Origin of the sequence: Klebsiella sp. CN_Kp091 (genome assembly GCF_040065095.1) — a bacterium.
In the GTDB taxonomy this organism is placed as follows: domain Bacteria; phylum Pseudomonadota; class Gammaproteobacteria; order Enterobacterales; family Enterobacteriaceae; genus Klebsiella; species Klebsiella aerogenes.
In genome coordinates, this window is sequence record NZ_JBEAIO010000049.1 from 242,107 (window position 1) to 262,660 (window position 20,554).

Consider the following 20,554-nt stretch of genomic DNA (forward strand, 5'->3'; position numbering starts at 1 on the left):
GCAGCCCGGGACATTTTTTTACTGCTGCGGTTCGGCGGTGGGGAGCGTCAGGCCGAACATGGCGGCGAAATCAGCCAGCGGCATTTTCTGCCCGTTTAGCGTGACCTGGCCGTCGGCGTACTGCAGGCTGGAGGTGATCGCGTTATCTTCCATTGTGGTCAGACGGAACATCTGCCCCATCGCCGCCAGCCCTTTAACCTGCTGATCGGCAAGTTTTGCCGCATCCTCCGGCTGATAGCCTTCCAGCCCGGCAATCTGCGTCATCAGGGCGGTGGCCATATCCACCGGGATCACCAGCTTGCCGTCCAGCGATTTAACGCTGCGGTCCAGTTCATCGGCGACGGTCTGCGGCGCGGCGGTCGTTTGCGCCGGATCCTGCATCAGCACCGACAGATTCAGGGTGCTTTCGCCTTTGGCGTTTTGCCAGCTCAGCGGAGAAATCGTCAGCGACGGATTACCTTTCAACAGAATTGGCAGCGAGCTAAAGAAGATCTCGGTTAACGCCTGCTGATAAAGCTCCGGATTCTGCGCCAGCTCGGGTTTCGCCATCAGCGCCTGCGCCTGGGCGTTATACTGCTGACTGAATTGATGCCACGCCTGACCGTCGAGATTATCCAGCTTAACGGTGAGTTTGCCGCGGCCCATATCCTGGTTTTGCAGTTTCAGGCTGTTAAGGTTGTAATCAAGCTGGCTATTGATACGCTTGCCGTCATCGGAGAGCGTAGAGCGGCCGTCGATATTCATGCCTTCCAACAGCGCCAGCTCTTTACCTTCAACGCCGATAGCCAGTTTATCAAGGGAAATCTTCTGCTTGCCGATACGTTCCTCAAAGGAGGTCATTTCGGTGGCGCCGTCAGCCTTCAGGTTGCTGAAACTGAGCTGAACTTTCTGGTTGTATTCGTTGACCGCGTTGATCTGCCCGCTGGCCGCTTCGCCGCTCAGGCTAATAGTTTTGCCATCGCGATCGGCATTGAGCTGGAACTGGCCGCCGCTAAAGATAACTTTTTCATTGTCTTTAGCGTAATCCAGCGGGTTAAGGAAGATGGCCGACTGGGTATCGCCGCTGTAGGCAATGCGGGTGTCGATGTTAAACGGCGTTTGTCCTTTAGCAATATCGAACAGCGCTTTGCTGGCATCGTTATTCACGAGGGTGGTGTTGACGGAGGCCATTGCCGGCGCCAGGTTAAATGATTTTAACGAGGCAAGCGGGAAGGGACCATGATCGACCTTTTCGTCAAACACCAGGCTTTGACCGGCGGCCAATAGACTGTGTTCTTTACCGGCCTGCGGCTTCACCACTAATTGCAGATGGCTGCTGAATAACCCGCGCTGGTAGCCTTGATAGCTCAACTCTACGCCAGCTTCCGGCGCGTTGCTCTGCAGTTGGGCATTCGCCTGCTGTACCATTTCTGCAATACGGTTTTCCAGTTGCTTACCGGTAAACCAGGCTCCGCCTGTCCAGACGACTCCGAGCGCGACGATAACTCCCGCGGCGACCAACGTTTTTTTCATAGCATTTGTCCATAAATGAAACCAGGCGGAACATGCCGCCTGGTTGTGTTGTCATGATGGGGGAAGTCTAGCAACTGCGGATTAAAAGTTCAGTAACTTACTTAAGCTTATTGAACACGCGCGCCAGACGACCCTGGCCGCTGACCAGTACCGGTGATTCGTTGCAGGCGATAAACGCCGATTCACCCGGCTGCAGGGTCAGGCGCTGCTCGCCTTTACGTAGCGTCGCTTCGCCTTCCACGCAGAACAAAATCGCGGCGCTCTCTTGCGCCAGAGAGTCCTCATTACTGGACAGCTCGTGCAACGAGAAGGCGAAATCATCGACCGGGATTGGGAAATCCAGCTCGCTGCCGTGTTGTTCCGGCTGAGTCAGCAGCTCAGAGGCAGGTTTAGCGACAAATTTCACGTTCGCCACCAGTTCCGGAATATCGATGTACTTCGGCGTTAGACCGGCGCGCAGCACGTTATCCGAATTGGCCATCACTTCCAGCGCGACGCCCTGCAGGTAGGCGTGCGGGGTCTCGGCGAACAGGAACATCGCTTCGCCAGGGTTCAGTTTCACCACGTTGAGCAGCAGCGGGGAGAAGAGGCCGCTGTCATCCGGGTAGAATTCAGCGATCAAACGAATGGTCTGCCACGGTTCGCCCTGTTGGCGGTCGAGGGCGTTTTGCAGCACGCTGAGCGCATGTGCTTTTTCCTCACCTTTCATATTCAGCAGGCTGGCGAACAGCTGGCTTAAACGCCCGGCATCCGGCTGTTGAATGAATTCGCCAATTGCCGGATGCGCCTCGGCAACCGGCTGCAGCAGCGCGACAATTTCATTAAATTCGCGGAACGCGTTCATGGCGAGGAACGGCGTCAGGGCGAAGACCAGTTCCGGCTTATGGTTGGGATCTTTATAGTTACGCTCGGCGGCATCCAGCGGAATACCCGCGGCGTTCTCTTTGGCAAAGCCAATTTCCGACGCGCGTTTGTTCGGGTGAACCTGGATGGAGAGCGGCTGGGCGGCGCACAGTACCTTGAACAAGAACGGCAGTTCGCCAAAACGCTCTGCGACGTTAGCGCCGAGGAGGGCATTTTTATCGGCCTCAATGACCTCGCGCAGCGACTGCGGCTGGCCGTTGGCGTTTAGGATCCGCGAACTGCTTTTGGGATGTGCGCCCATCCACAATTCCGCCATCGGCAGGTTGTCCGGATTGGCGATACCGTAAAGGTCGGTTAACGCGGTGTGACTTCCCCATGCATAGTTTTGCACTGAGTTAATGAGCTTCTGCATTCTCAATCCCTGTTTCCATATAAAAATGTTGGCTCTATTAAACCAACAAATCGTCGAGAAGCAACTGCTGAAAGAAAAAGTCGTCCTTGTCTCAGTTTTTGTTAAAAAATTGTGTAAGATTGATCGACTCGCTTTTCTACAGGCAAATGGAGTGTCTGCCTGAAACATAATCAGCCAAGCAGTAAGTGAGAGTACAATGTCGAACAAACCGTTTGTTTATCAGGATCCTTTTCCACTTAAAAAGGATGACACCGAGTATTATCTCCTCAGCAGTGATTACGTCTCCGTCGCCGAATTCGCCGGCCAGGAAGTTCTGAAGGTTGAACCTCAGGCGCTAACCTTACTGGCCCAACACGCGTTCCACGATGCCTCCTTTATGCTCCGCCCGGCACACCAGCAGCAGGTCGCGGATATCCTCAACGACCCGGAAGCCAGCGAAAACGACAAATACGTCGCGCTGCAATTCCTGCGTAACTCCGATATCGCCGCCAAAGGCATTCTGCCGACCTGTCAGGACACCGGCACCGCGATCATTATGGGGAAAAAGGGACAGCGCGTATGGACCGGCGGCGGCGATGAAGCCGCGCTGGCGCAGGGCGTGTACAACACCTATATCCAGGACAATCTGCGTTACTCGCAGAACGCGCCGCTGGACATGTATAAAGAGGTCAACACCGGTACCAACCTGCCGGCGCAGATCGATCTTTATGCTACCGATGGCGATGAGTATAAATTCCTCTGTATCGCCAAGGGCGGCGGCTCCGCGAACAAAACGTATCTCTACCAGGAAACGAAAGCGTTAATCACCCCGGCGAAGCTGAAAAACTACCTCGTCGAGAAGATGCGCACTCTCGGTACCGCAGCTTGTCCGCCGTACCATATCGCCTTTGTGATTGGCGGCACCTCTGCGGAAGCCACGCTGAAGACGGTGAAATTGGCCTCGACCAAATACTACGATGGCCTGCCGACCGAAGGTAACGAACATGGCCAGGCGTTCCGCGATGTGCAGCTGGAGCAAGAGCTGCTGCTGGAAGCGCAGAACCTCGGCCTCGGCGCGCAGTTTGGCGGCAAATACTTCGCCCACGATATCCGCGTGGTCCGCCTGCCGCGTCACGGCGCGTCCTGTCCGGTGGGGATGGGGGTCTCCTGTTCTGCCGACCGTAACATCAAAGCTAAAATCAACCGCGACGGCATTTGGCTGGAGAAACTGGAGAGCAACCCAGGGAAATATATCCCTGAACACCTGCGCCAGGCCGGTGAAGGCGAAGCTGTGAAGGTGAACCTCAATCAGCCGATGAGCGAGATCCTGGCGCTGCTGTCGCAGTATCCGGTGTCGACTCGTCTGTCGCTGAGCGGCACAATCATCGTGGCTCGTGATATTGCCCATGCCAAGCTGAAAGAGCTTATTGATAATGGCGAAGCGCTGCCGCAGTATGTCAAAGATCACCCTATCTACTACGCCGGCCCGGCGAAGACGCCGGATGGTTACGCCTCCGGTTCTCTGGGGCCGACGACCGCTGGCCGCATGGACTCGTATGTCGATCTGTTGCAATCGCATGGTGCGAGTAAAATCATGCTGGCCAAGGGTAACCGTAGCCAGCAGGTGACCGATGCCTGCCACAAACACGGCGGTTTCTATCTCGGTAGTATCGGCGGCCCGGCGGCGGTTCTTGCGCAGCAGAGTATCCGCAGCCTTGAGTGCGTGGCTTATCCGGAGCTGGGAATGGAAGCTATCTGGAAAATCGAAGTGGAAGATTTCCCGGCCTTTATCCTCGTTGATGATAAAGGTAACGACTTCTTCCAGCAGATCCAGACATCGCAGTGCTCGCGCTGCGTGAAGTAAACGACACCGCCCTTCGGGGCGGTTTTTGTTTGGGCCGCTTTAGCGGCACGAACGACTAAAACAACTAATAATTCTGGTTAATACTTAATCCTTTAAGCAGGTGAGCTTGTCGCTATGACGCACTTTGAATCCAAGGAGAAAGTAATGACAACGCATCGCAGTGAAAAAGACTCGATGGGCGCCATCGACGTCCCGGCCGATAAACTTTGGGGCGCGCAGACCCAGCGCTCGCTTGAGCATTTCCGTATCTCAACGGAGAAAATGCCTGGTGAACTGATCTACGCGCTGGCGCTGACCAAGCGCGCGGCGGCGAAGGTGAACCAGGACCTGGGCCTGCTGGCGGCGGACAAAGCGGGCGCCATCATCGCCGCCGCGGATGAAGTCCTCGCCGGCAAGCATGCGCAGGAGTTTCCGTTAGCTATCTGGCAAACCGGCTCCGGTACCCAAAGCAACATGAATATGAACGAAGTACTGGCTAACCGTGCGAGCGAGTTGCTTGGCGGCGAGCGCGGCATGGCGCGCAAAATTCACCCCAATGATGACGTCAATAAAAGCCAGAGCTCGAATGATGTTTTTCCTACAGCGATGCACGTCGCGGCGCTAATCGCGCTGCGCGAAAAGCTACTCCCACAGCTACAGGTGCTGCGGGACACGCTACAGGAAAAGTCGCTGGCCTTCGGGGACATTGTTAAAATTGGCCGCACTCACTTGCAGGACGCTACGCCGCTGACGTTAGGGCAGGAGATCTCCGGTTGGGTCGCGATGCTGGAACATAATCTCCGGCATATTGAACACAGCCTGCCGCATCTCGCTGAGCTGGCGCTGGGCGGTACGGCGGTTGGTACCGGCTTGAATACGCACCCGGAATATGCGGTGCGGGTGGCGGCGGAACTGGCATCGCTTAGCGGGCTACCGTTCGTCACCGCGCCCAATAAATTTGAAGCGCTGGCCACCGTGGATGCGCTGGTTCATGCCCACGGCGCGCTGAAAGGGCTGGCGGCTTCGCTGATGAAAATCGCCAACGATGTGCGCTGGCTGGCCTCCGGGCCGCGCTGTGGCATAGGGGAAATCGCCATTCCGGAGAACGAACCGGGATCCTCCATTATGCCCGGCAAAGTCAACCCGACGCAGTGCGAAGCGTTGACCATGTTGTGCTGTCAGGTGATGGGTAACGACGTGGCGGTGAATATCGGCGGCGCGTCAGGCAACTTTGAGCTTAACGTCTATCGGCCAATGGTCATCCACAACTTCCTGCAGTCGGTACGCCTGCTGGCGGACGGTATGGAGAGCTTTAATGAGCACTGCGCGGTGGGCATTGAGCCAAACCGCGAGCGGATCGGCCAGTTGCTTAATGAGTCGCTGATGCTGGTGACCGCGCTCAATACCCATATCGGCTACGATAAAGCGGCGGAGATCGCCAAAAAAGCGCACCATGAAGGGCTGACGCTGAAAGCCGCGGCGCTGTCGCTTGGTTACCTGACGGAAGCCGAATTCGATAGCTGGGTGCGCCCGCAGGATATGGTTGGCAGCCTTGCTACTCGCTAGCCAGCCATAAATGCAGACGCGGGATCAGTAATCGTAACGACTGCGCCTGCGGCTTGTGGCGGTACTGCACGTTATCGGCATCGTAATTCAAAAGTTCGCCGAGATCCGGCACGCTTACCCCATGCGTGCCGGAGATAAGCGCAATTAGCGGGCCGGGGCAGGCGTACTGCACCTGCTTCTGCTCGCCGGCATACCACACTCTGGCAATCGGCTGTACCTTGACCGGGCGTTTGATTTTCAATTTTGCCCGCTGCGGCAGGGCGGCGATATCCTGAAATTCCCTTTCCAGCTTGCTTTGCCACTGTTCGCGGGTCCAGGGCGGCACCGCGCGCGGCGATTGCAGGCTCTTCTCTAGCTGCATTAATACTTCATCGCGGGTCAGATTTTTAATCACATGCTTATTGGCCCAGCCGAAGCGGATGGTGCTGGGGTCGAGCAGCGGCGTCAGGGTACGATAGGCGCTAAGGGTAATCAGGCCGGGCAGATGGCGGTGAACCCATTCGAAACGCGCGGCGGCCGGCAATCCGGAATCGACGGTGACGATTTTCTCAAATGCCGCTTTCAGCGCGTTAATGGCGCTGATTTTCTCCAGCAGCTCCGCCTGCTGTTGCGTATCAACCGCCAGGCAAATCGCCCCGGGGAGGCGTACCGCCGCCTTGCTGCTGCGGTTTTCCGACTGCTGCTGGATAAACAGGTGGCTGTAGTGCCTGAGCGCCATCTCCAGCGCGCTTTGCCCGACGTGCTGGGTGACCTGAATGGTATCCAGCGGCGCGTGCTCCGCCTCTTTACTTACCGCCGGTAATTCGAAAACCCGCGCCGCCAGCAGACGGCAGCGGCTCAGCGACGCTTTGAAGGTTTGTAGTTCGCGCTCAAGCTCACGAAAGGTGTCATTTAAGCGCGCAACGAGGTCGTAGCTAGCCATGATTACCGCCTTAGTTACAACATACTGTTAGAGTATAAACTATACGCAGGCCGTGACGCCTGCGCAAGTTCAGCTAAGCAGAGGTAAAAGCGGGAAGCTGGTGGTAAATGGGCCAGCTGAAAATGAATGCCGCGCCGCCGAGCGAGCTTTCGTCGCAGTGGACTTCACCGGCCATCGCCTGAGCAATACTGTGTACAATCGCCAGCCCCAGGCCGCAGCCGCCGGTGGCGCGATCGCGGCTGGGATCGAGACGGACAAACGGCTCGAATACCCGTTCGCGTTCTTCAAGGGCGATACCCGGGCCATCATCTTCCACTCGCAGCGTCGCCCTTGAACCGGCCAGCGACAGGCCAATCTGAATATGTTGCTGACTGTAGCGCAGGGCATTATTAACCAGGTTATCCAGCACGCGCTCCATTAAACGCATATCCAGCGCGCCGTAGTCGCCCTCCGTAAGCTGGCGCAACGCGACTTCACGCTGCGGATTGACCAGTTGTATATCCTCGACGTGCGCGCGGATCCAGGCCGGGAAATCCGGGGTAGTCAGGTTGAGTTCGTTCTGCGGGCGATCGAGGCGCGCGTAGGTGAGCAGTTCTTCAATCAGCGCTTCTAGTTGCCCGATATCGCGGTTGAGAGCCAGCGACTCGGCCTCGGTCAGATTTTCGCTCATCTCCAGGCGATAGCGCAGGCGCACCAGCGGCGTGCGTAGTTCATGGGCGATACCGTCAATAAGCTGTTTTTTACTGGCTATCAGGGCGTTGATATTATCCGCCATCTGGTTAAAGGCCACGCCGAGTCGCTCGAAGCTCGACATGCTATCGAAATGGATGCGCTCGCTAAAATGGCCTTCGCCGAAGCGCTGTGCGGCGGTTTCGATACGCAACATATCCTGCCAGTGCGGACGCATCCAGATAAACACCGGGAAAGCCAGTGAAATAGCGATAAACGCCATCAGCGCGACGTCCAGCAGGCGCATCTCATGCAAAAAATAGAGATAGGGCACCGGGCCGACCGACAGGACGTAATGGCTGCGCGGGATGCGTTGAATAAAGGTGTACTGATCGTCCAGCGCCACGATATCGCCCGCGCGCAGATGCTGCATCGAGCTTTCCGAGAGCTTGAACTTGCTTAACGGTTCAATGTGCAGATCGAAAGAGAGGTTGAGGTCCAGCTCTTTCAGCGTGTTGCTCCAGTCGCGCGGCGGGATCTCGCGCAGTTCGCTGCGCATCAGATAGAGCGAGCTTTTCATCAGATCGTCCAGCGACTGGCGTCCGGCGCGCTCGGCGGTGAATTTATACACCAGGCCGACCAGCATGGTCATGACCAGGAAGCAGACGAACAGCAAAAGGTAAAACTGCACAAACAGTTTTTTCATTAATCATCACCGGTCATTAACTGGGTTATCTTGCGTCAAAAGATTCTACAGGAGAAGGATCCCGCTCGGCAAAGTTCTCACCGACACGCCAGGCCAAATGACCGATAGCCGTATTGTGCCATTTCCCCGGCCTGTCAGGTGCCAGCCTCTCTGTTAATTTAAGCGCCCCTTAAATGATGGAGAGCGCCAGATGACTCAGCCCGTGTATTTGCATACTGGTAATGATGTTGAGATTTTGAAAACCTTCGATATGGTCCTGAGCCATATGCAGGCGATCGCCGACCCTTATCAGTGGAAGTGGGTGATTACCGGCTGGCACAGCATCCTGCAGAACGCGATGGTGTTGGCGCTGTGTCAGGGCAATGACTTTCAGGTCTACCTGGCCGACGGTAAAGCGTCGACACAAGAAATCTTCCAGCAAATCTGTAACGACGATTTCTCCAACATCAATAAACTGCAGCTGCCGTCCTTCATGGCGCTATACCGTGCGACGAGGGAGAGCAGCGCCTTCACAACCAGCGAAGTCTGTACGGTGGCGGTGGGCAAGCTTCACCAGCTGCGTAACGATTTCATCCATTATCATCCGGGAGGCTGGAGTCTACAGGTCGATGGCTTACCGCAATGGATTCAGGCGAGCGGCGAACTACTGGATCATTTCCTCGCCAGCGGTGAGGTCGTACGCTGGTATGACGAAAACGACGAAATGGCATTCAGAGAGAAATACGCTGAATTTCAAGACCGACTACACGGTGTGATGTCGGTCTATTCCTGACGCGGATTAATTATCCCAGGCGTGCGGGGCAAACAGATAGCCTTTGTTGCGCACCGTCTTGATGCGGTAGGGCTCGGTGGCGTTGTCGAGCAGCTTTTTACGCAGGCGTGAAATCGCGACATCGACGCTGCGATCCATGCCGTCGTAGCTGACGCCGCGGAGATTTTTCAACAGCGCATCGCGATCCATAATCTGCCCGGCATGGGTCGCCAGTTCCCACAGCAGGTCGAAATCGGCGGTGGATAAAGCCACGTTGTCGCCGCCGAGCAATACCTGACGGTTAACCGGGTCGATCGACAGCGAACCAAAAACAATGGCTTTATGCGGCGTCAGGGTTGCGGGAGCTGGCATCGACGGCGAAGCCACGTGCTGGCGCAGATGCAAACGCAAGCGGGCCAGCAGCACCGCAGGTGGGGTGGTTTTGAGGATGTAATCACTGGCGCCCATCTCCAACGACAGAATATGGTTCATATCGCTATCGAGCGAGGTCAGCAACACGATCGGACCCTGCCACTGGCTGCGCAGGTCGCGGCACAGCGTCATCCCGTCTTTGCCAGGCAGCATGATATCCAGCAGTACCAGATCGGGTTGTTCACGAGCAATAACCTCTTCGGCCCGGTCGCCGCGCGGCTCAACAACCACGTCCATATCATGTTTTCCCAGATAGGCGGCGATAAGCGCGCCAACTTCGGGCTCATCCTCAACAAAAACGATCTTATTCATATCTTACGCGTATAAATTAAAAAGCTAACATACACCGCCCGCAAATTGCCTGCCATTAATCTTTCATAAACAAATGTTCTTCCGTTATGCTGGTGGAAATTGTTGTTCAAATGTTAAGGCATAAAATGGGGCTGTTGATTAAAGCGCTGCTGGGAGCGCTGGTGGTGGTACTGATAGGCGTACTGTCAAAAACCAAAAATTACTATATTGCCGGCTTAATTCCGTTATTTCCGACCTTCGCGCTGATTGCCCACTATATCGTCGCCAGCGAGCGCGGCATTGAAGCGCTACGCACGACTATTGTCTTCGGTATGTGGTCAATCATACCGTATTTTATCTACTTACTTTCGTTATGGTACTTCACTGGCGTAATGCGCCTGCCTTACGCGCTGGCAGGCGCGGTGATCTGCTGGAGTCTGGCGGCCTGGCTGCTCATCCTCGGCTGGAGCCGTTTCCACTAGCGCAGCGGTCGGCCGCCGTCGACAGCGAAAGAGCGGCCAGTGACGTAGCAACTGGTGAACAGATAATCGATGAGGTCGATAATCTCTTTTTCACCCGGCGCGATTTTCATCAGCGATTTATCCAGCGCCTGTTTACGATATTCAGCGTCATCATGCTCGTTGAACATAATCAGCGATGGCGCGATGGCGTTGACCTTTACTTCCGGGGCCAGCTTACGGGCGAAAGAGCGGGTCATATTATCAAGCGCCGCTTTACTGGCGGCATAGGCGATATGCTTATCGCTGCCGCGTTCCACCACGTAGTCGGTAATGTGAATAATATCGCTGGCGGCATGACCAAAACCACGCAGCAGGCTCTCCAGCGCATGGTTAAGCAGATAGGGCGCGTGGACGTGAATCTGCATCATCCGCGATATCACCGTGGATAACGGCACACCGGGTTTTTCCGCCATCCAATCACTGGCGTTATGAATAATCGCGCGCAGGCCGTTTGTCTGCGCTTTCACCGCTTCCGCGAAGGTAAGAATACCGTCGTCGCTGCTGAAATCAGCCTGCAGACACACCGCGCCGGCTTCGCGCAGGGTGTCAATCGAAGGATAATGCTGGCGATAGCTGACGATCACCGGTTGCTGCTGGTTTAAAAAATGGTGTGCCAGAGCGAGGCCGATACGGCGGCCTGCTCCCGTGATCAGGACCGGACGAGGCTGTGCTTCAGCCATGGGTATCTCCTTTCAAGTTCAGCGGTAGGGCAACCGCTTACCCCACCAGCATCCACGTTGCCGGAACGGCGGCAACCAGCAAAAAACCAATTAATGCCATTTCACGGCGTTTGAGCATGCGATCGTGCTGGTGAGTACGCCGGGCGTACAGGAAAACCAGAAGACCCGGAGCGTAAAGTACCACCGACAATAGCAAATGCACAGGACCGGACGCATACAATAACCATAAGCCATAAACGCACGCGCCGACACCCACGGCTTTGTGTAAAGGACGCACGGCAATCTTAAGCAGGAAAGCGCCGACGAGGAAATAGGGCACCAGAATCATTTCTGAGGCGATGGTTAGCAGGGTACCGTAGTCAGATCCGGTAAGCCAAATCAGCACCAGACAAATCTGCACGCTGATGTTGGTCAACCACAGCGAGGAAGAGGGCGCATTATTCTTATTGGTTTTGGCAAACAGGCGCGGGAACGCTTTGTGCGTCGCCGCCAGATACGGCACTTCGGCGGCCATAATGGTCCAGCTTAAATAGGCGCCGCAGACGGAGATAATTAATCCCGCGGCGATCACTACCTCGCCCCATGACCCCATCATCTTGACCATCAGGCCAGCCATCGACGGGTTGCGCATTTCAGCCAGTTCTGGGCGGGCGACAACGCCCAGCGACAGCAGGGTGACCAGCAGATAAACCGCCAGCGCCGAGACCACCGCCAGTAGCGTCGCACGACCAACGTCGCGCTTATGACGGGCGCGGGCGGAAACCACGACCGCCCCCTCCACGCCGATAAATACCCACAGGGTGATCAGCATGGTGTTTTTCACCTGTTCCCATACCGGTACGCCGAGAGCGATACCGCTGAAATCGAGGCGGAAAGTATCGAGTCGGAACGCGATAGCGGCCAGCGCTACGAAAGCGCCGAGCGGCAACAGTTTAGCCAGCGTCGCCACCAGGTTAATGCCTGCCGCGGTCTGGACCCCACGCAGCACCAGAAAATGCACCACCCATAACAGCACGGACGCGCCGACGATCGCCTGCCAGGTGTTACCGTCACCAAAAATACGCATCTCCGGCGTATCGGTGAAGAAACTCAGGGCCGAGAAGACGATTACCAGGTAGGAGACATTGGCAATCACCGCGCACAGCCAGTAACCCCAGGCGGAACAGAAACCGATCAGTTCGCCAAAACCTTCGCGAGCATAGGTAAAGATACCGCCGTCCAGTTCCGGACGGATTCGGGTCAGCAATAGCATGGCGAAAGCGAGGAATAAAATCCCGACGCCGGTGATGGCCCAGCCGATAAGCAGAGCGGAGGGGCTGGCAACGGCAGCCATGTTTTGCGGCAAACTGAAAACGCCCGCGCCCAGCATGGAGCTGAGTACCAGTGCGGTCAGGGCGCTAAGGCCCAGTTTCTTTTCCATTGTATTCCCGAGGTGGCAACAGTGAATCAAGAATATTTATTTGGCGAAATCGCATAAAAATGGAGGATTACGCTAAGGCGCGGGATTTTACGGAGTGTCTTGTACGCATGCAATGGCGGCGGGCGAAAAAATGCAAAAAGGCGACGTGATGTCGCCTTTTTGAGCAGCTGAAACCGATTACTTATACAGGTCGGCGCTGATGGTGATATTACCGCCACGTTCCTGCCACTGGCGGGTGATGTGGTAATATTTCGCCCCTTTCTTGGCCGCGCGTTTCGCGGTCTGATAGGAGATTTCCGTCATGTTGCCATAGTTACCGGTGAATTTGATGCTATCAAACGGCACCATCTGCGCGGCGGTGATTTTGTTCACCTCTTCAACTTTCGTGCCGTCCGGCAGGGTGACAGTGTAACGTCCGCCTTTCGACGATTGGGTTTCGTAGAACAGACCTACGCCGGTACCGGCGCCGACCGCGGCGGAGGAGGCCACGCCTGGGATTTCGACGTTTTTAGCCGCTTCGCCGCCTTTCGCCAGAGCGGCGCGACCGGCTTCAGAATCAGCAGGAATCGCATCCGGGCTCTGCAGTACGCGCTTCTGCGCATCCTTTTTATAAATATAAGCGGTGATGCGCTGGTTGCCGCCCTGGTTGGCGTCAACCTGGCGGACGATGAAGAAGGCATACGCGCCTTTAGCTTTTGCCGCTTTGGCGATGGCGTCGTTGACTTCCGGCTGGCTACGATAGAAGCCCTGCACGGTCACTGTGTCATATGGCATCAGCGCGACGGCCTGATCTTTCGGCAGTTCCATCACGCCGTTAATAATACGGTTTTTCGGGGTATCCGCCTGCGGGGCGTTTTCTTTATAAAAATCCGCCGTTACGCGCCAGTTGCCGCCGTTGCCGAAATCTGAGGTGTCGACAACATAAAAGGAAGCTGCGCCATCTTTATCCGCCTTACGGGAAACCGCCTGTACGGCATCGCCAATCGCGTTAAAACGGCCAGTGACGACGACGCGGTCATAGGGCTTCAGCGCTGCCGCTTGCTCCGGAGTCAGCTCGGTCGCTGCATGGGCAGACAACGCGGTGGTAGCCAGAAGAGCAGACGCCAGGAGTGTGTTCTTAAGCTTCATAAAAATAATCCTTTGCCTTGCGCAAACCATGTACTGGTATTGTTGTTGACTGAAAACAGGTGATTATTGCATTTAAACAACGTAACTGTCTGCGTCATTTTTCACTTCCCGCCCGAATCGTTCGTTACAAAAATATAACAAATACAGATATGTTGAAAAAACAGCCCCTTGAACAGCAAAATCGATAATCAATATCACTTTTATAAGTTAACGTAATGTTAATGCAATGATACTGGCGGTAATAAATGGCGAATTAATCCCAAAGGTAAGCGAATTATCAGGTTCTGGCATAAAATTAAGGCAAATATTGCTGCCTGACGCAGTCAGGACTAATTTTTCTCAATAAAATCAAAAATTCTGTTTTAACGATGTAGATCACAATCGGTATTTTCAGTAGGTTATAAAAAGTTTGTTACTGTTTCATTTTCCAGATGAATACCTGAGCGGCGTTTTTGCGCCGCCGCTGGCGCATTTGTGAAAAAAATAAACCATCATCAAAAACCGATGGAAGGGAAAACTATGCGAATTGGGATACCAAAAGAGAGCTTAGCTCAGGAAACCCGGGCCGCTGCGACGCCGAAGACGGTCGAGCAGCTGCTTAAGCTCGGGTTTAGCGTGGCGGTCGAGAGCGGAGCCGGGAAACTGGCGAGCTTCGACGATGAAGCCTTCGAACAGGCGGGCGCGGAAATCGTCAGCGCGGATAACGTCTGGCACTCCGACGTCATCCTCAAGGTTAATGCGCCGAGCGATGCGGAAATTGCGAAGCTCAACCCGGGCACTACGCTGGTGAGTTTCATCTGGCCGGCGCAGAATCCGGATCTCATGGAAAAGCTGGCCGCTCGCGGTATCAACGTGATGGCGATGGACTCGGTGCCGCGTATTTCCCGCGCCCAGTCGTTAGATGCGCTGAGTTCGATGGCCAACATCGCTGGTTATCGCGCGATTGTCGAAGCGGCGCACGAATTCGGTCGTTTCTTTACCGGGCAGATCACAGCGGCAGGTAAAGTACCGCCGGCGAAGGTGATGGTAATCGGCGCAGGCGTTGCCGGCCTGGCGGCGATTGGCGCGGCGAACAGCCTCGGCGCAATCGTCCGCGCCTTCGATACCCGTCCGGAAGTGAAAGAACAGGTGCAGAGTATGGGCGCCGAGTTCCTTGAACTGGACTTTAAAGAAGAAGCGGGCAGCGGCGACGGTTATGCCAAAGTCATGTCTGAAGCCTTTATCAAAGCCGAAATGGCGCTGTTCGCCGCACAGGCTAAAGATGTCGATATCATTGTCACCACCGCGCTGATCCCGGGTAAACCGGCGCCGAAGCTGATTACCCGCGAAATGGTTGACTCCATGAAGTCGGGCAGCGTAGTCGTCGACCTGGCGTCGCAAAACGGCGGCAACTGTGAATACACCGTGCCGGGCGAAGTCGTGACCACCGCTAATGGCGTGAAAATTATCGGTTATACCGACCTGCCGGGTCGTCTGCCGACGCAATCTTCTCAGCTCTACGGCACTAACCTGGTAAACCTGCTGAAGCTGCTGTGCAAGGATAAAGACGGGAATATCACCATCGATTTCGACGATGTGGTGGTACGTGGCGTTACCGTGGTCCGCGAGGGCGAAATTACCTGGCCGGCGCCGCCGATTCAGGTATCCGCGCAGCCTCAGGCGGCGACGAAAACCGTCGAAGCGCCAAAAGAGGAGGCCAAACCAGGTTCGCCGTGGCGTAAATACGCGCTGATGGCGCTGGCGATTATCCTCTTTGGCTGGCTGGCGAACGTCGCGCCGAAAGAGTTTCTTGGTCACTTTACCGTCTTCGCGCTCTCCTGCGTAGTCGGCTACTACGTGGTGTGGAACGTGTCGCACGCGCTGCACACGCCGCTCATGTCGGTAACCAACGCCATTTCAGGGATTATTGTCGTTGGGGCATTGCTGCAGATAGGGCACGGCGGCTGGGTCAGCTTCTTGAGCTTTATCGCGGTGCTGATCGCCAGCATTAATATTTTTGGTGGTTTCACCGTCACTCAGCGCATGCTGAAAATGTTCCGCAAAAACTAAGGGGTAGCACATGTCTGGAGGATTAGTTACAGCTGCATACATTGTTGCCGCTATTCTGTTTATCTTTAGCCTTGCGGGGCTGTCAAAGCACGAAACGTCGAAGCAGGGCAACCTGTACGGCATCGCCGGGATGGCGATTGCGCTGATTGCCACCATCTTTGGGCCGGACAGCGGTAATGTCGGTTGGATAATCGTGGCGATGGTTATCGGCGGGGCGATTGGTATCCGCCTGGCGAAGAAAGTCGAAATGACCGAGATGCCGGAGCTGGTGGCGGTGCTGCATAGCTTCGTTGGTCTGGCGGCGGTGCTGGTTGGCTTCAACAGCTATCTCGACCACGGACCGGGCCTCGATCAGGTGCTGGCGAATATTCACCTGACCGAAGTGTTCCTCGGCATCTTTATCGGCGCCGTGACCTTCACCGGCTCGATCGTTGCCTTTGGTAAGCTGCGCGGCAAAATTTCGTCAAAACCGCTGATGCTGCCGAATCGCCATAAGCTGAACCTGGCGGCGCTGGTTATCTCCTTCCTGCTGCTGGTGGCCTTCGTGCGTACCGACAGCACCGGAACGCAGGTACTGTGCCTGCTGGTGATGACCATTATCGCCCTCGCGTTCGGCTGGCACCTGGTGGCGTCTATCGGCGGCGCGGATATGCCGGTCGTGGTATCGATGCTGAACTCGTACTCCGGTTGGGCGGCGGCGGCGGCGGGCTTTATGCTCAGCAACGACCTGCTGATCGTGACCGGCGCGCTGGTGGGTTCTTCCGGTGCGATCCTCTCCTACATTATGTGTAAGGCGATGAACCGTTCGTTTATCAGCGTTATCGCCGGCGGTTTCGGCACCGATGGCGGCAGTTCCAGCGGCGATGAAGAAGTCGGTGAGCATCGTGAAATCAGCGCTGAAGAAACGGCGGAAATGCTGAAAAACTCGCATTCCGTGATCATCACCCCGGGCTACGGTATGGCGGTGGCGCAGGCGCAGTATCCGGTCGCGGAAATCACTGAGAAGCTGCGTGCGCGCGGTATCAAGGTGCGCTTCGGGATCCACCCGGTCGCCGGGCGACTGCCGGGGCACATGAACGTGCTGCTGGCGGAAGCGAAGGTTCCGTATGACGTGGTGCTGGAAATGGACGAAATCAACGATGATTTCGCCGATACCGATACCGTACTGGTGATCGGCGCGAACGACACCGTCAACCCAGCGGCGCAGGACGATCCGAAGAGCCCGATCGCCGGTATGCCGGTGCTGGAAGTGTGGAAGGCGCAGAACGTGGTGGTCTTCAAACGTTCGATGAACACCGGCTATGCTGGCGTGCAGAATCCGCTGTTCTTCAAAGAGAACACCCACATGCTGTTTGGCGACGCTAAAGCCAGCGTGGATGCCATTCTGAAAGCGCTGTAATAGCGCAACGCTCTAAGCCGTCTCTGTTGAGACGGCTTTTTTATATAGACAGCGAAACCATGATTTGCTCATAAAGTGAACGGCGATGGGTGTTATACTATGCCTGTTTTTTCACCACACTGAGGATATTATGGATACCGAGTTAACCCCCACGCAGATGGCCATCGAGTACCTGCGCCGCGACACTTCCGTTATGACCCCCGCGCAGTACCTGAAGAAGCTCAAACTCCTCGAGCTCGAGTTTGCCGATCTGATGTCGCTTTCATCGATGGAGCTGAAAGAAGAGATCGACCTGGCCTGGCGTTTAGGTATCCACTAACGCATTCTGTAAGTTTATTAAATTAGCGTTGATATCCCGGGCCGTAAGGCCCTTTTTCTTTTTTGCGGGCGCGGCAAAAAAATCCCCCGGCGGGCGGGGGACGTTAGATAATATTTCAAACCTGATGAGACGCTGTTAGTCGTCGTCTTCATCGTCCAGTTCAACTGGAGTTTGATAAGCTTCAGGTTTCAGTACCAGCAGGTCGCAGCGCAGGTGGTCGATAACCTGTTCCGCGGTATTGCCGAGAAACGCGGCAGAGATGCCGGTGCGGCCAACGGTGCCCAGCACCACAATCCCGGCCTGCAGGTGTTCAGCTAAATCAGGGATAACCTCTTCAGGCAGCCCTTTCTCTACGTGGGTGCGGCTTTCATCAATGCTGAATTTCTGGCGCAGCGCTTTCATTGCCAGTAGATGCTGGCCGCGAATCGCATCGTTATAGATGCTCGGGTCAAAATCAGGTAATTCAATGGCGATGTTGATAGGCGTCACCGGATAGGCGCCAACCAGATGTACTTCGGTATGGTTAACCTGATCGGCGAGGGCGATGGTCTCCCGCACCAGTTTTTCATTGAGGGCGTTGTGATAGTTCTCTTCACTGGCCAGATTAACCGCCACCAGCGCTTTACCGCCTTCCGGCCAGGGCTGATCTTTAACCATCCACACCGGACATGGACATTTGCGCAGCAGGTGCCAGTCGGTCGGGGTGAAGATGACTGCTTCGAGTTTGTCGTGCTGATGGGCCATTTTCAGCAGCAGGTCGTGTTTATCGCTGATGATTTCCTGAATGATGGCTTCAAAGGGGCGGTTGTGCCATACCACTTTGATATCGATTGGCACCCCGGATTCAATATAAAACTTGGCCTGTTCACGGATCCAGGCGCTGCGTTGGCTAATCACGCCCTGGCGCATCGCCGTCCGCTCGTCGGGCGACAGCAGGGTGGTCATTTCGTAGGAAAAATCATAGATCGGCAAAAAGGCTTTGATGCGTCCACCAATCCGTTGGTGCAGATACACCGCGCGCCGTAATGCAGGCTGGTCGTCCTGGTTAGGGTCGATTACTACCAGCATGTTCTGATACTTCGCCATACAGGGTCTCCTTACAGCTGTAGCTACAGTCAGTATTTAAAAAGATAACCTATATGGATGAATTGAAACAGGGGATGACCCTGGCCAGATCAACAAATTAGAAAAAAATGTCGATCCGGCACAAGGTAGAAGAAAGTCTAGCGGAGATAAATCAGGCGACGTTGCGCGCCTGGCCTGCCAGTTGCGCCAGCAGATCGCTGTTTTCGATGGTGATATATTTCCCTTTCACCGCCAGCATACCGCTTTTCTGGAAACGACCGAGCAGACGGCTGATGGTTTCTACCGTCAGGCCCAGATAGTTGCCGATGTCGCCACGCGTCATGGTCAGGCGAAACTCACGTGGTGAGAAGCCGCGCTGCGCGAAACGGCGGGACAGGTTGTAGATAAACGCCGCCAACCGTTCTTCTGCGTTCTTTTTGGAAAGCAACAGGATCATGTCCTGATCGCCTTTGATCTCGCCGCTCATCAGGCGCATCATCTGCTGACGCAGGTTCGGCATTTTACCGGAAAGATCATCCAGCGTTTCGAACGGAATTTCGCATACCATCGAGGTTTCCAGCGCCTGCGCAAAGCTTGGGTGCAGGGCGGTGCCAATGGCGTCAAAACCGACCAAATCACCCGCCAGATGGAAGCCAGTAATCTGCTCATCGCCTTGTTCGGTGATGGTGTAGCTTTTGATGGTCCCTGAACGGATAGCGTACAGCGACTTCAGCTCATCACCCGCTTTGAACAGGGTTTGCCCTTTCTGAATAGGCTTCTTGCGCTCGATGATATTATCAAGCTGATCCAGCTCATGTTCGTTCAAAGTAAAGGGGATGCAGAGCTGGCTAATGCTGCAATCCTGACAATGGATTGCACAACCACCAGACTGAATGCGTCGTATAATTCGCTTTTCCGGGATCATATGTCTGCTCAAGCTTTAATTGATATTGGTCAATTTTAACATCTTTTTGAGGAGCAAGTAAGTCTCGAAACCCGGAAAGACGTAATATTAGAAGGGTAAATATATCACTCGCCATATCTCTTTGATAATAAGAAAATTATTAGGCGATTAATTATTGTAAAGTTACCTGTAATTTCCAAAAAAGGCATTATCTGTCAAAGCAGCAAATAGCCCTCATGGCGCAATAACCACTCTTTTCGCTGTACGCCCCCGGCGTAGCCAGTCATGGTGCCGTTACGGCCAATCACGCGATGGCAGGGAACCACGATGCTGACCGGATTGGAACCATTTGCCGCACCGACCGCGCGTGCTGCGCCTGGACGGCCAAGAACCTCGGCTAACTGACCGTAGTGCATGACTTGTCCGCAGGGAATCGTACGCAGCGCTTGCCACACCTGGCGTTGAAACGGCGTACCGCCGGTTGCGGTCGGCAGGGTATCGATAATCGCAAGATCGCCGTCGAAGTATTGCTGCAGCTTCGCGCTCAGCCCGCCCGGATCGCGCGCATCAACGCGATTAAAACCCTCGTGACGGTAGTGGATGTCCAGCAGTTGCTCCATACGATCACGGTGCTGATCCCATTCCACGGCGCGCAGGTTAAATTGTTCATCGCAAATGACCCACAACGGCCCCAGCGGGGTGTCGATTTTATCTTGCAGCAGCGTCAGCATCGGTCTTCCTTCTACGAGGTTATTTCGCCAAGGGCACACCATATCATGACGTGCGGCCTGCAAACTATACCTCCGAAAGGTCAGCAAATATTGAAACCTGTACTATTAATTTATAAATACGAATCGCAGTCATTTAAATTCAGTCATTCCATTGCCCGATCGCAAATTGCAGGAATAAAGGAAGGGGTGAAGTAATGTTTATTTTTGCATTAACTACCAGGCGCGCCGTGAAGGGCATTTTGCTACCTTTGTCTGGCGGCGAATTTCCCTGTGCGGAGAAGCGTTCAGTTCAAATTCCTATGCAGTTTGTCATACGCACGCGGATTAGTGTGAACTGGCTAATCCACCGGGAGGCACCCGGCGCCGCAGATAAATATACAGGCATTCCTTG

Annotated in this window: 18 protein-coding genes; 7 read left to right on the forward strand and 11 right to left on the reverse strand. The window is 55.1% G+C overall.

Annotated features, from left to right (window positions below; genetic code table 11):
* Nucleotides 1-18: 18 nt before the first annotated feature.
* Nucleotides 19-1,512 carry a YdgA family protein gene (locus ABLV17_RS21715; RefSeq protein WP_348854608.1) on the reverse strand — a complete coding sequence of 498 codons (1,494 nt, stop codon included), beginning with the start codon at nt 1,510-1,512 and terminating at the stop codon, nt 19-21.
* Between the two features lie 97 nt (nt 1,513-1,609).
* Entirely contained in the window at nt 1,610-2,788 is a 1,179-nt protein-coding gene (gene manA / locus ABLV17_RS21720; RefSeq protein WP_087858499.1) for a mannose-6-phosphate isomerase, read from the reverse strand.
* Nucleotides 2,789-2,984: 196 nt separating this feature from the next.
* Between manA and fumA the strand changes: the two genes are divergently transcribed.
* A complete protein-coding gene (fumA, locus tag ABLV17_RS21725; RefSeq protein ID WP_032714392.1) occupies nt 2,985-4,631 on the forward strand; it encodes a class I fumarate hydratase FumA in 1,647 nt (548 codons plus the stop codon).
* A 144-nt stretch (nt 4,632-4,775) separates the two neighbouring features.
* Nucleotides 4,776-6,176: a class II fumarate hydratase gene (fumC, locus tag ABLV17_RS21730; RefSeq protein ID WP_113374684.1), complete on the forward strand. Its 1,401-nt coding sequence runs from the start codon at nt 4,776-4,778 to the stop codon at nt 6,174-6,176.
* Here fumC and tus read toward each other — a convergent pair.
* Complete coding sequence (gene tus / locus ABLV17_RS21735; RefSeq protein ID WP_045392408.1) at nt 6,166-7,098, reverse strand: DNA replication terminus site-binding protein; 933 nt, start codon at nt 7,096-7,098, stop codon at nt 6,166-6,168. The two genes, fumC and tus, sit on opposite strands and share 11 nt — an antisense overlap.
* Before the next feature lie 73 nt (nt 7,099-7,171).
* Nucleotides 7,172-8,473: a two-component system sensor histidine kinase RstB gene (gene rstB / locus ABLV17_RS21740; RefSeq protein WP_113374685.1), complete on the reverse strand. Its 1,302-nt coding sequence runs from the start codon at nt 8,471-8,473 to the stop codon at nt 7,172-7,174.
* A 190-nt stretch (nt 8,474-8,663) separates the two neighbouring features.
* Here rstB and ABLV17_RS21745 point away from each other — a divergent pair, with 190 nt between their 5' ends.
* Nucleotides 8,664-9,245 carry a hypothetical protein gene (locus tag ABLV17_RS21745; protein WP_308958978.1) on the forward strand — a complete coding sequence of 194 codons (582 nt, stop codon included), beginning with the start codon at nt 8,664-8,666 and terminating at the stop codon, nt 9,243-9,245.
* Nucleotides 9,246-9,251: 6 nt separating this feature from the next.
* Here ABLV17_RS21745 and rstA read toward each other — a convergent pair whose 3' ends face one another.
* Nucleotides 9,252-9,968 carry a two-component system response regulator RstA gene (gene rstA / locus ABLV17_RS21750; protein ID WP_032707933.1) on the reverse strand — a complete coding sequence of 239 codons (717 nt, stop codon included), beginning with the start codon at nt 9,966-9,968 and terminating at the stop codon, nt 9,252-9,254.
* A 125-nt stretch (nt 9,969-10,093) separates the two neighbouring features.
* On the opposite strand from rstA, the gene ABLV17_RS21755 reads away from it, so the two are divergent.
* Nucleotides 10,094-10,429: a GlpM family protein gene (locus ABLV17_RS21755; protein ID WP_015366825.1), complete on the forward strand. Its 336-nt coding sequence runs from the start codon at nt 10,094-10,096 to the stop codon at nt 10,427-10,429.
* Here ABLV17_RS21755 and folM read toward each other — a convergent pair.
* The 3 genes from folM to ydgH all read right to left on the reverse strand — a co-directional run bounded on the left by folM (nt 10,426) and on the right by ydgH (nt 13,696).
* The gene (folM, locus tag ABLV17_RS21760) at nt 10,426-11,148 is read right to left on the reverse strand and encodes a dihydromonapterin reductase (RefSeq protein ID WP_308958977.1); all 723 of its coding nucleotides are present in this window, start codon (nt 11,146-11,148) and stop codon (nt 10,426-10,428) included. The two genes, ABLV17_RS21755 and folM, sit on opposite strands and share 4 nt — an antisense overlap.
* Before the next feature lie 37 nt (nt 11,149-11,185).
* On the reverse strand, nt 11,186-12,568 hold the full coding sequence (locus ABLV17_RS21765; RefSeq protein WP_015366823.1) for an amino acid permease: 1,383 nt from the start codon (nt 12,566-12,568) through the stop codon (nt 11,186-11,188).
* Between the two features lie 177 nt (nt 12,569-12,745).
* Nucleotides 12,746-13,696 (reverse strand): DUF1471 family protein YdgH, encoded by a 951-nt coding sequence (gene ydgH / locus ABLV17_RS21770; RefSeq protein WP_032711543.1) that lies wholly within the window; start codon nt 13,694-13,696, stop codon nt 12,746-12,748.
* Nucleotides 13,697-14,215: 519 nt separating this feature from the next.
* Here ydgH and pntA point away from each other — a divergent pair.
* From pntA to ABLV17_RS21785, 3 genes are all read left to right on the forward strand, one after another.
* Nucleotides 14,216-15,745, forward strand: coding sequence for a Re/Si-specific NAD(P)(+) transhydrogenase subunit alpha (pntA, locus tag ABLV17_RS21775; protein WP_113374689.1), 1,530 nt, complete (start codon nt 14,216-14,218; stop codon nt 15,743-15,745).
* Between the two features lie 10 nt (nt 15,746-15,755).
* Nucleotides 15,756-17,144 carry a Re/Si-specific NAD(P)(+) transhydrogenase subunit beta gene (gene pntB / locus ABLV17_RS21780; RefSeq protein WP_020078971.1) on the forward strand — a complete coding sequence of 463 codons (1,389 nt, stop codon included), beginning with the start codon at nt 15,756-15,758 and terminating at the stop codon, nt 17,142-17,144.
* A 130-nt stretch (nt 17,145-17,274) separates the two neighbouring features.
* Entirely contained in the window at nt 17,275-17,463 is a 189-nt protein-coding gene (locus tag ABLV17_RS21785) for a YdiH family protein (protein WP_045392396.1), read from the forward strand.
* Nucleotides 17,464-17,598: 135 nt separating this feature from the next.
* Here ABLV17_RS21785 and uspE read toward each other — a convergent pair whose 3' ends face one another.
* From uspE to ogt, 3 genes are all read right to left on the reverse strand, one after another.
* Complete coding sequence (gene uspE, locus ABLV17_RS21790; protein ID WP_045392393.1) at nt 17,599-18,549, reverse strand: universal stress protein UspE; 951 nt, start codon at nt 18,547-18,549, stop codon at nt 17,599-17,601.
* A 151-nt stretch (nt 18,550-18,700) separates the two neighbouring features.
* Nucleotides 18,701-19,453 (reverse strand): fumarate/nitrate reduction transcriptional regulator Fnr, encoded by a 753-nt coding sequence (gene fnr / locus ABLV17_RS21795; RefSeq protein ID WP_004862555.1) that lies wholly within the window; start codon nt 19,451-19,453, stop codon nt 18,701-18,703.
* Nucleotides 19,454-19,647: 194 nt separating this feature from the next.
* Complete coding sequence (ogt, locus tag ABLV17_RS21800; protein ID WP_308958943.1) at nt 19,648-20,163, reverse strand: methylated-DNA--[protein]-cysteine S-methyltransferase; 516 nt, start codon at nt 20,161-20,163, stop codon at nt 19,648-19,650.
* Between the last annotated feature and the right edge of the window lie 391 nt (nt 20,164-20,554).

What these genes read in the sequence shown, in the direction of transcription:
- ABLV17_RS21765 (WP_015366823.1), bottom strand. Translation starts at nt 12,568, where the DNA reads ATGGAAAAGAAACTGGGCCTTAGCGCCCTGACCGCACTGGTACTCAGC.
- ABLV17_RS21785 (WP_045392396.1), top strand. Translation starts at nt 17,275, where the DNA reads ATGGATACCGAGTTAACCCCCACGCAGATGGCCATCGAGTACCTGCGC.
- folM (WP_308958977.1), bottom strand. Translation starts at nt 11,148, where the DNA reads ATGGCTGAAGCACAGCCTCGTCCGGTCCTGATCACGGGAGCAGGCCGC.
- ogt (WP_308958943.1), bottom strand. Translation starts at nt 20,163, where the DNA reads ATGCTGACGCTGCTGCAAGATAAAATCGACACCCCGCTGGGGCCGTTG.
- rstB (WP_113374685.1), bottom strand. Translation starts at nt 8,473, where the DNA reads ATGAAAAAACTGTTTGTGCAGTTTTACCTTTTGCTGTTCGTCTGCTTC.
- uspE (WP_045392393.1), bottom strand. Translation starts at nt 18,549, where the DNA reads ATGGCGAAGTATCAGAACATGCTGGTAGTAATCGACCCTAACCAGGAC.
- fnr (WP_004862555.1), bottom strand. Translation starts at nt 19,453, where the DNA reads ATGATCCCGGAAAAGCGAATTATACGACGCATTCAGTCTGGTGGTTGT.
- ABLV17_RS21755 (WP_015366825.1), top strand. Translation starts at nt 10,094, where the DNA reads ATGGGGCTGTTGATTAAAGCGCTGCTGGGAGCGCTGGTGGTGGTACTG.
- rstA (WP_032707933.1), bottom strand. Translation starts at nt 9,968, where the DNA reads ATGAATAAGATCGTTTTTGTTGAGGATGAGCCCGAAGTTGGCGCGCTT.
- fumC (WP_113374684.1), top strand. Translation starts at nt 4,776, where the DNA reads ATGACAACGCATCGCAGTGAAAAAGACTCGATGGGCGCCATCGACGTC.
- fumA (WP_032714392.1), top strand. Translation starts at nt 2,985, where the DNA reads ATGTCGAACAAACCGTTTGTTTATCAGGATCCTTTTCCACTTAAAAAG.
- pntA (WP_113374689.1), top strand. Translation starts at nt 14,216, where the DNA reads ATGCGAATTGGGATACCAAAAGAGAGCTTAGCTCAGGAAACCCGGGCC.
- pntB (WP_020078971.1), top strand. Translation starts at nt 15,756, where the DNA reads ATGTCTGGAGGATTAGTTACAGCTGCATACATTGTTGCCGCTATTCTG.
- ydgH (WP_032711543.1), bottom strand. Translation starts at nt 13,696, where the DNA reads ATGAAGCTTAAGAACACACTCCTGGCGTCTGCTCTTCTGGCTACCACC.
- ABLV17_RS21745 (WP_308958978.1), top strand. Translation starts at nt 8,664, where the DNA reads ATGACTCAGCCCGTGTATTTGCATACTGGTAATGATGTTGAGATTTTG.
- ABLV17_RS21715 (WP_348854608.1), bottom strand. Translation starts at nt 1,512, where the DNA reads ATGAAAAAAACGTTGGTCGCCGCGGGAGTTATCGTCGCGCTCGGAGTC.
- tus (WP_045392408.1), bottom strand. Translation starts at nt 7,098, where the DNA reads ATGGCTAGCTACGACCTCGTTGCGCGCTTAAATGACACCTTTCGTGAG.
- manA (WP_087858499.1), bottom strand. Translation starts at nt 2,788, where the DNA reads ATGCAGAAGCTCATTAACTCAGTGCAAAACTATGCATGGGGAAGTCAC.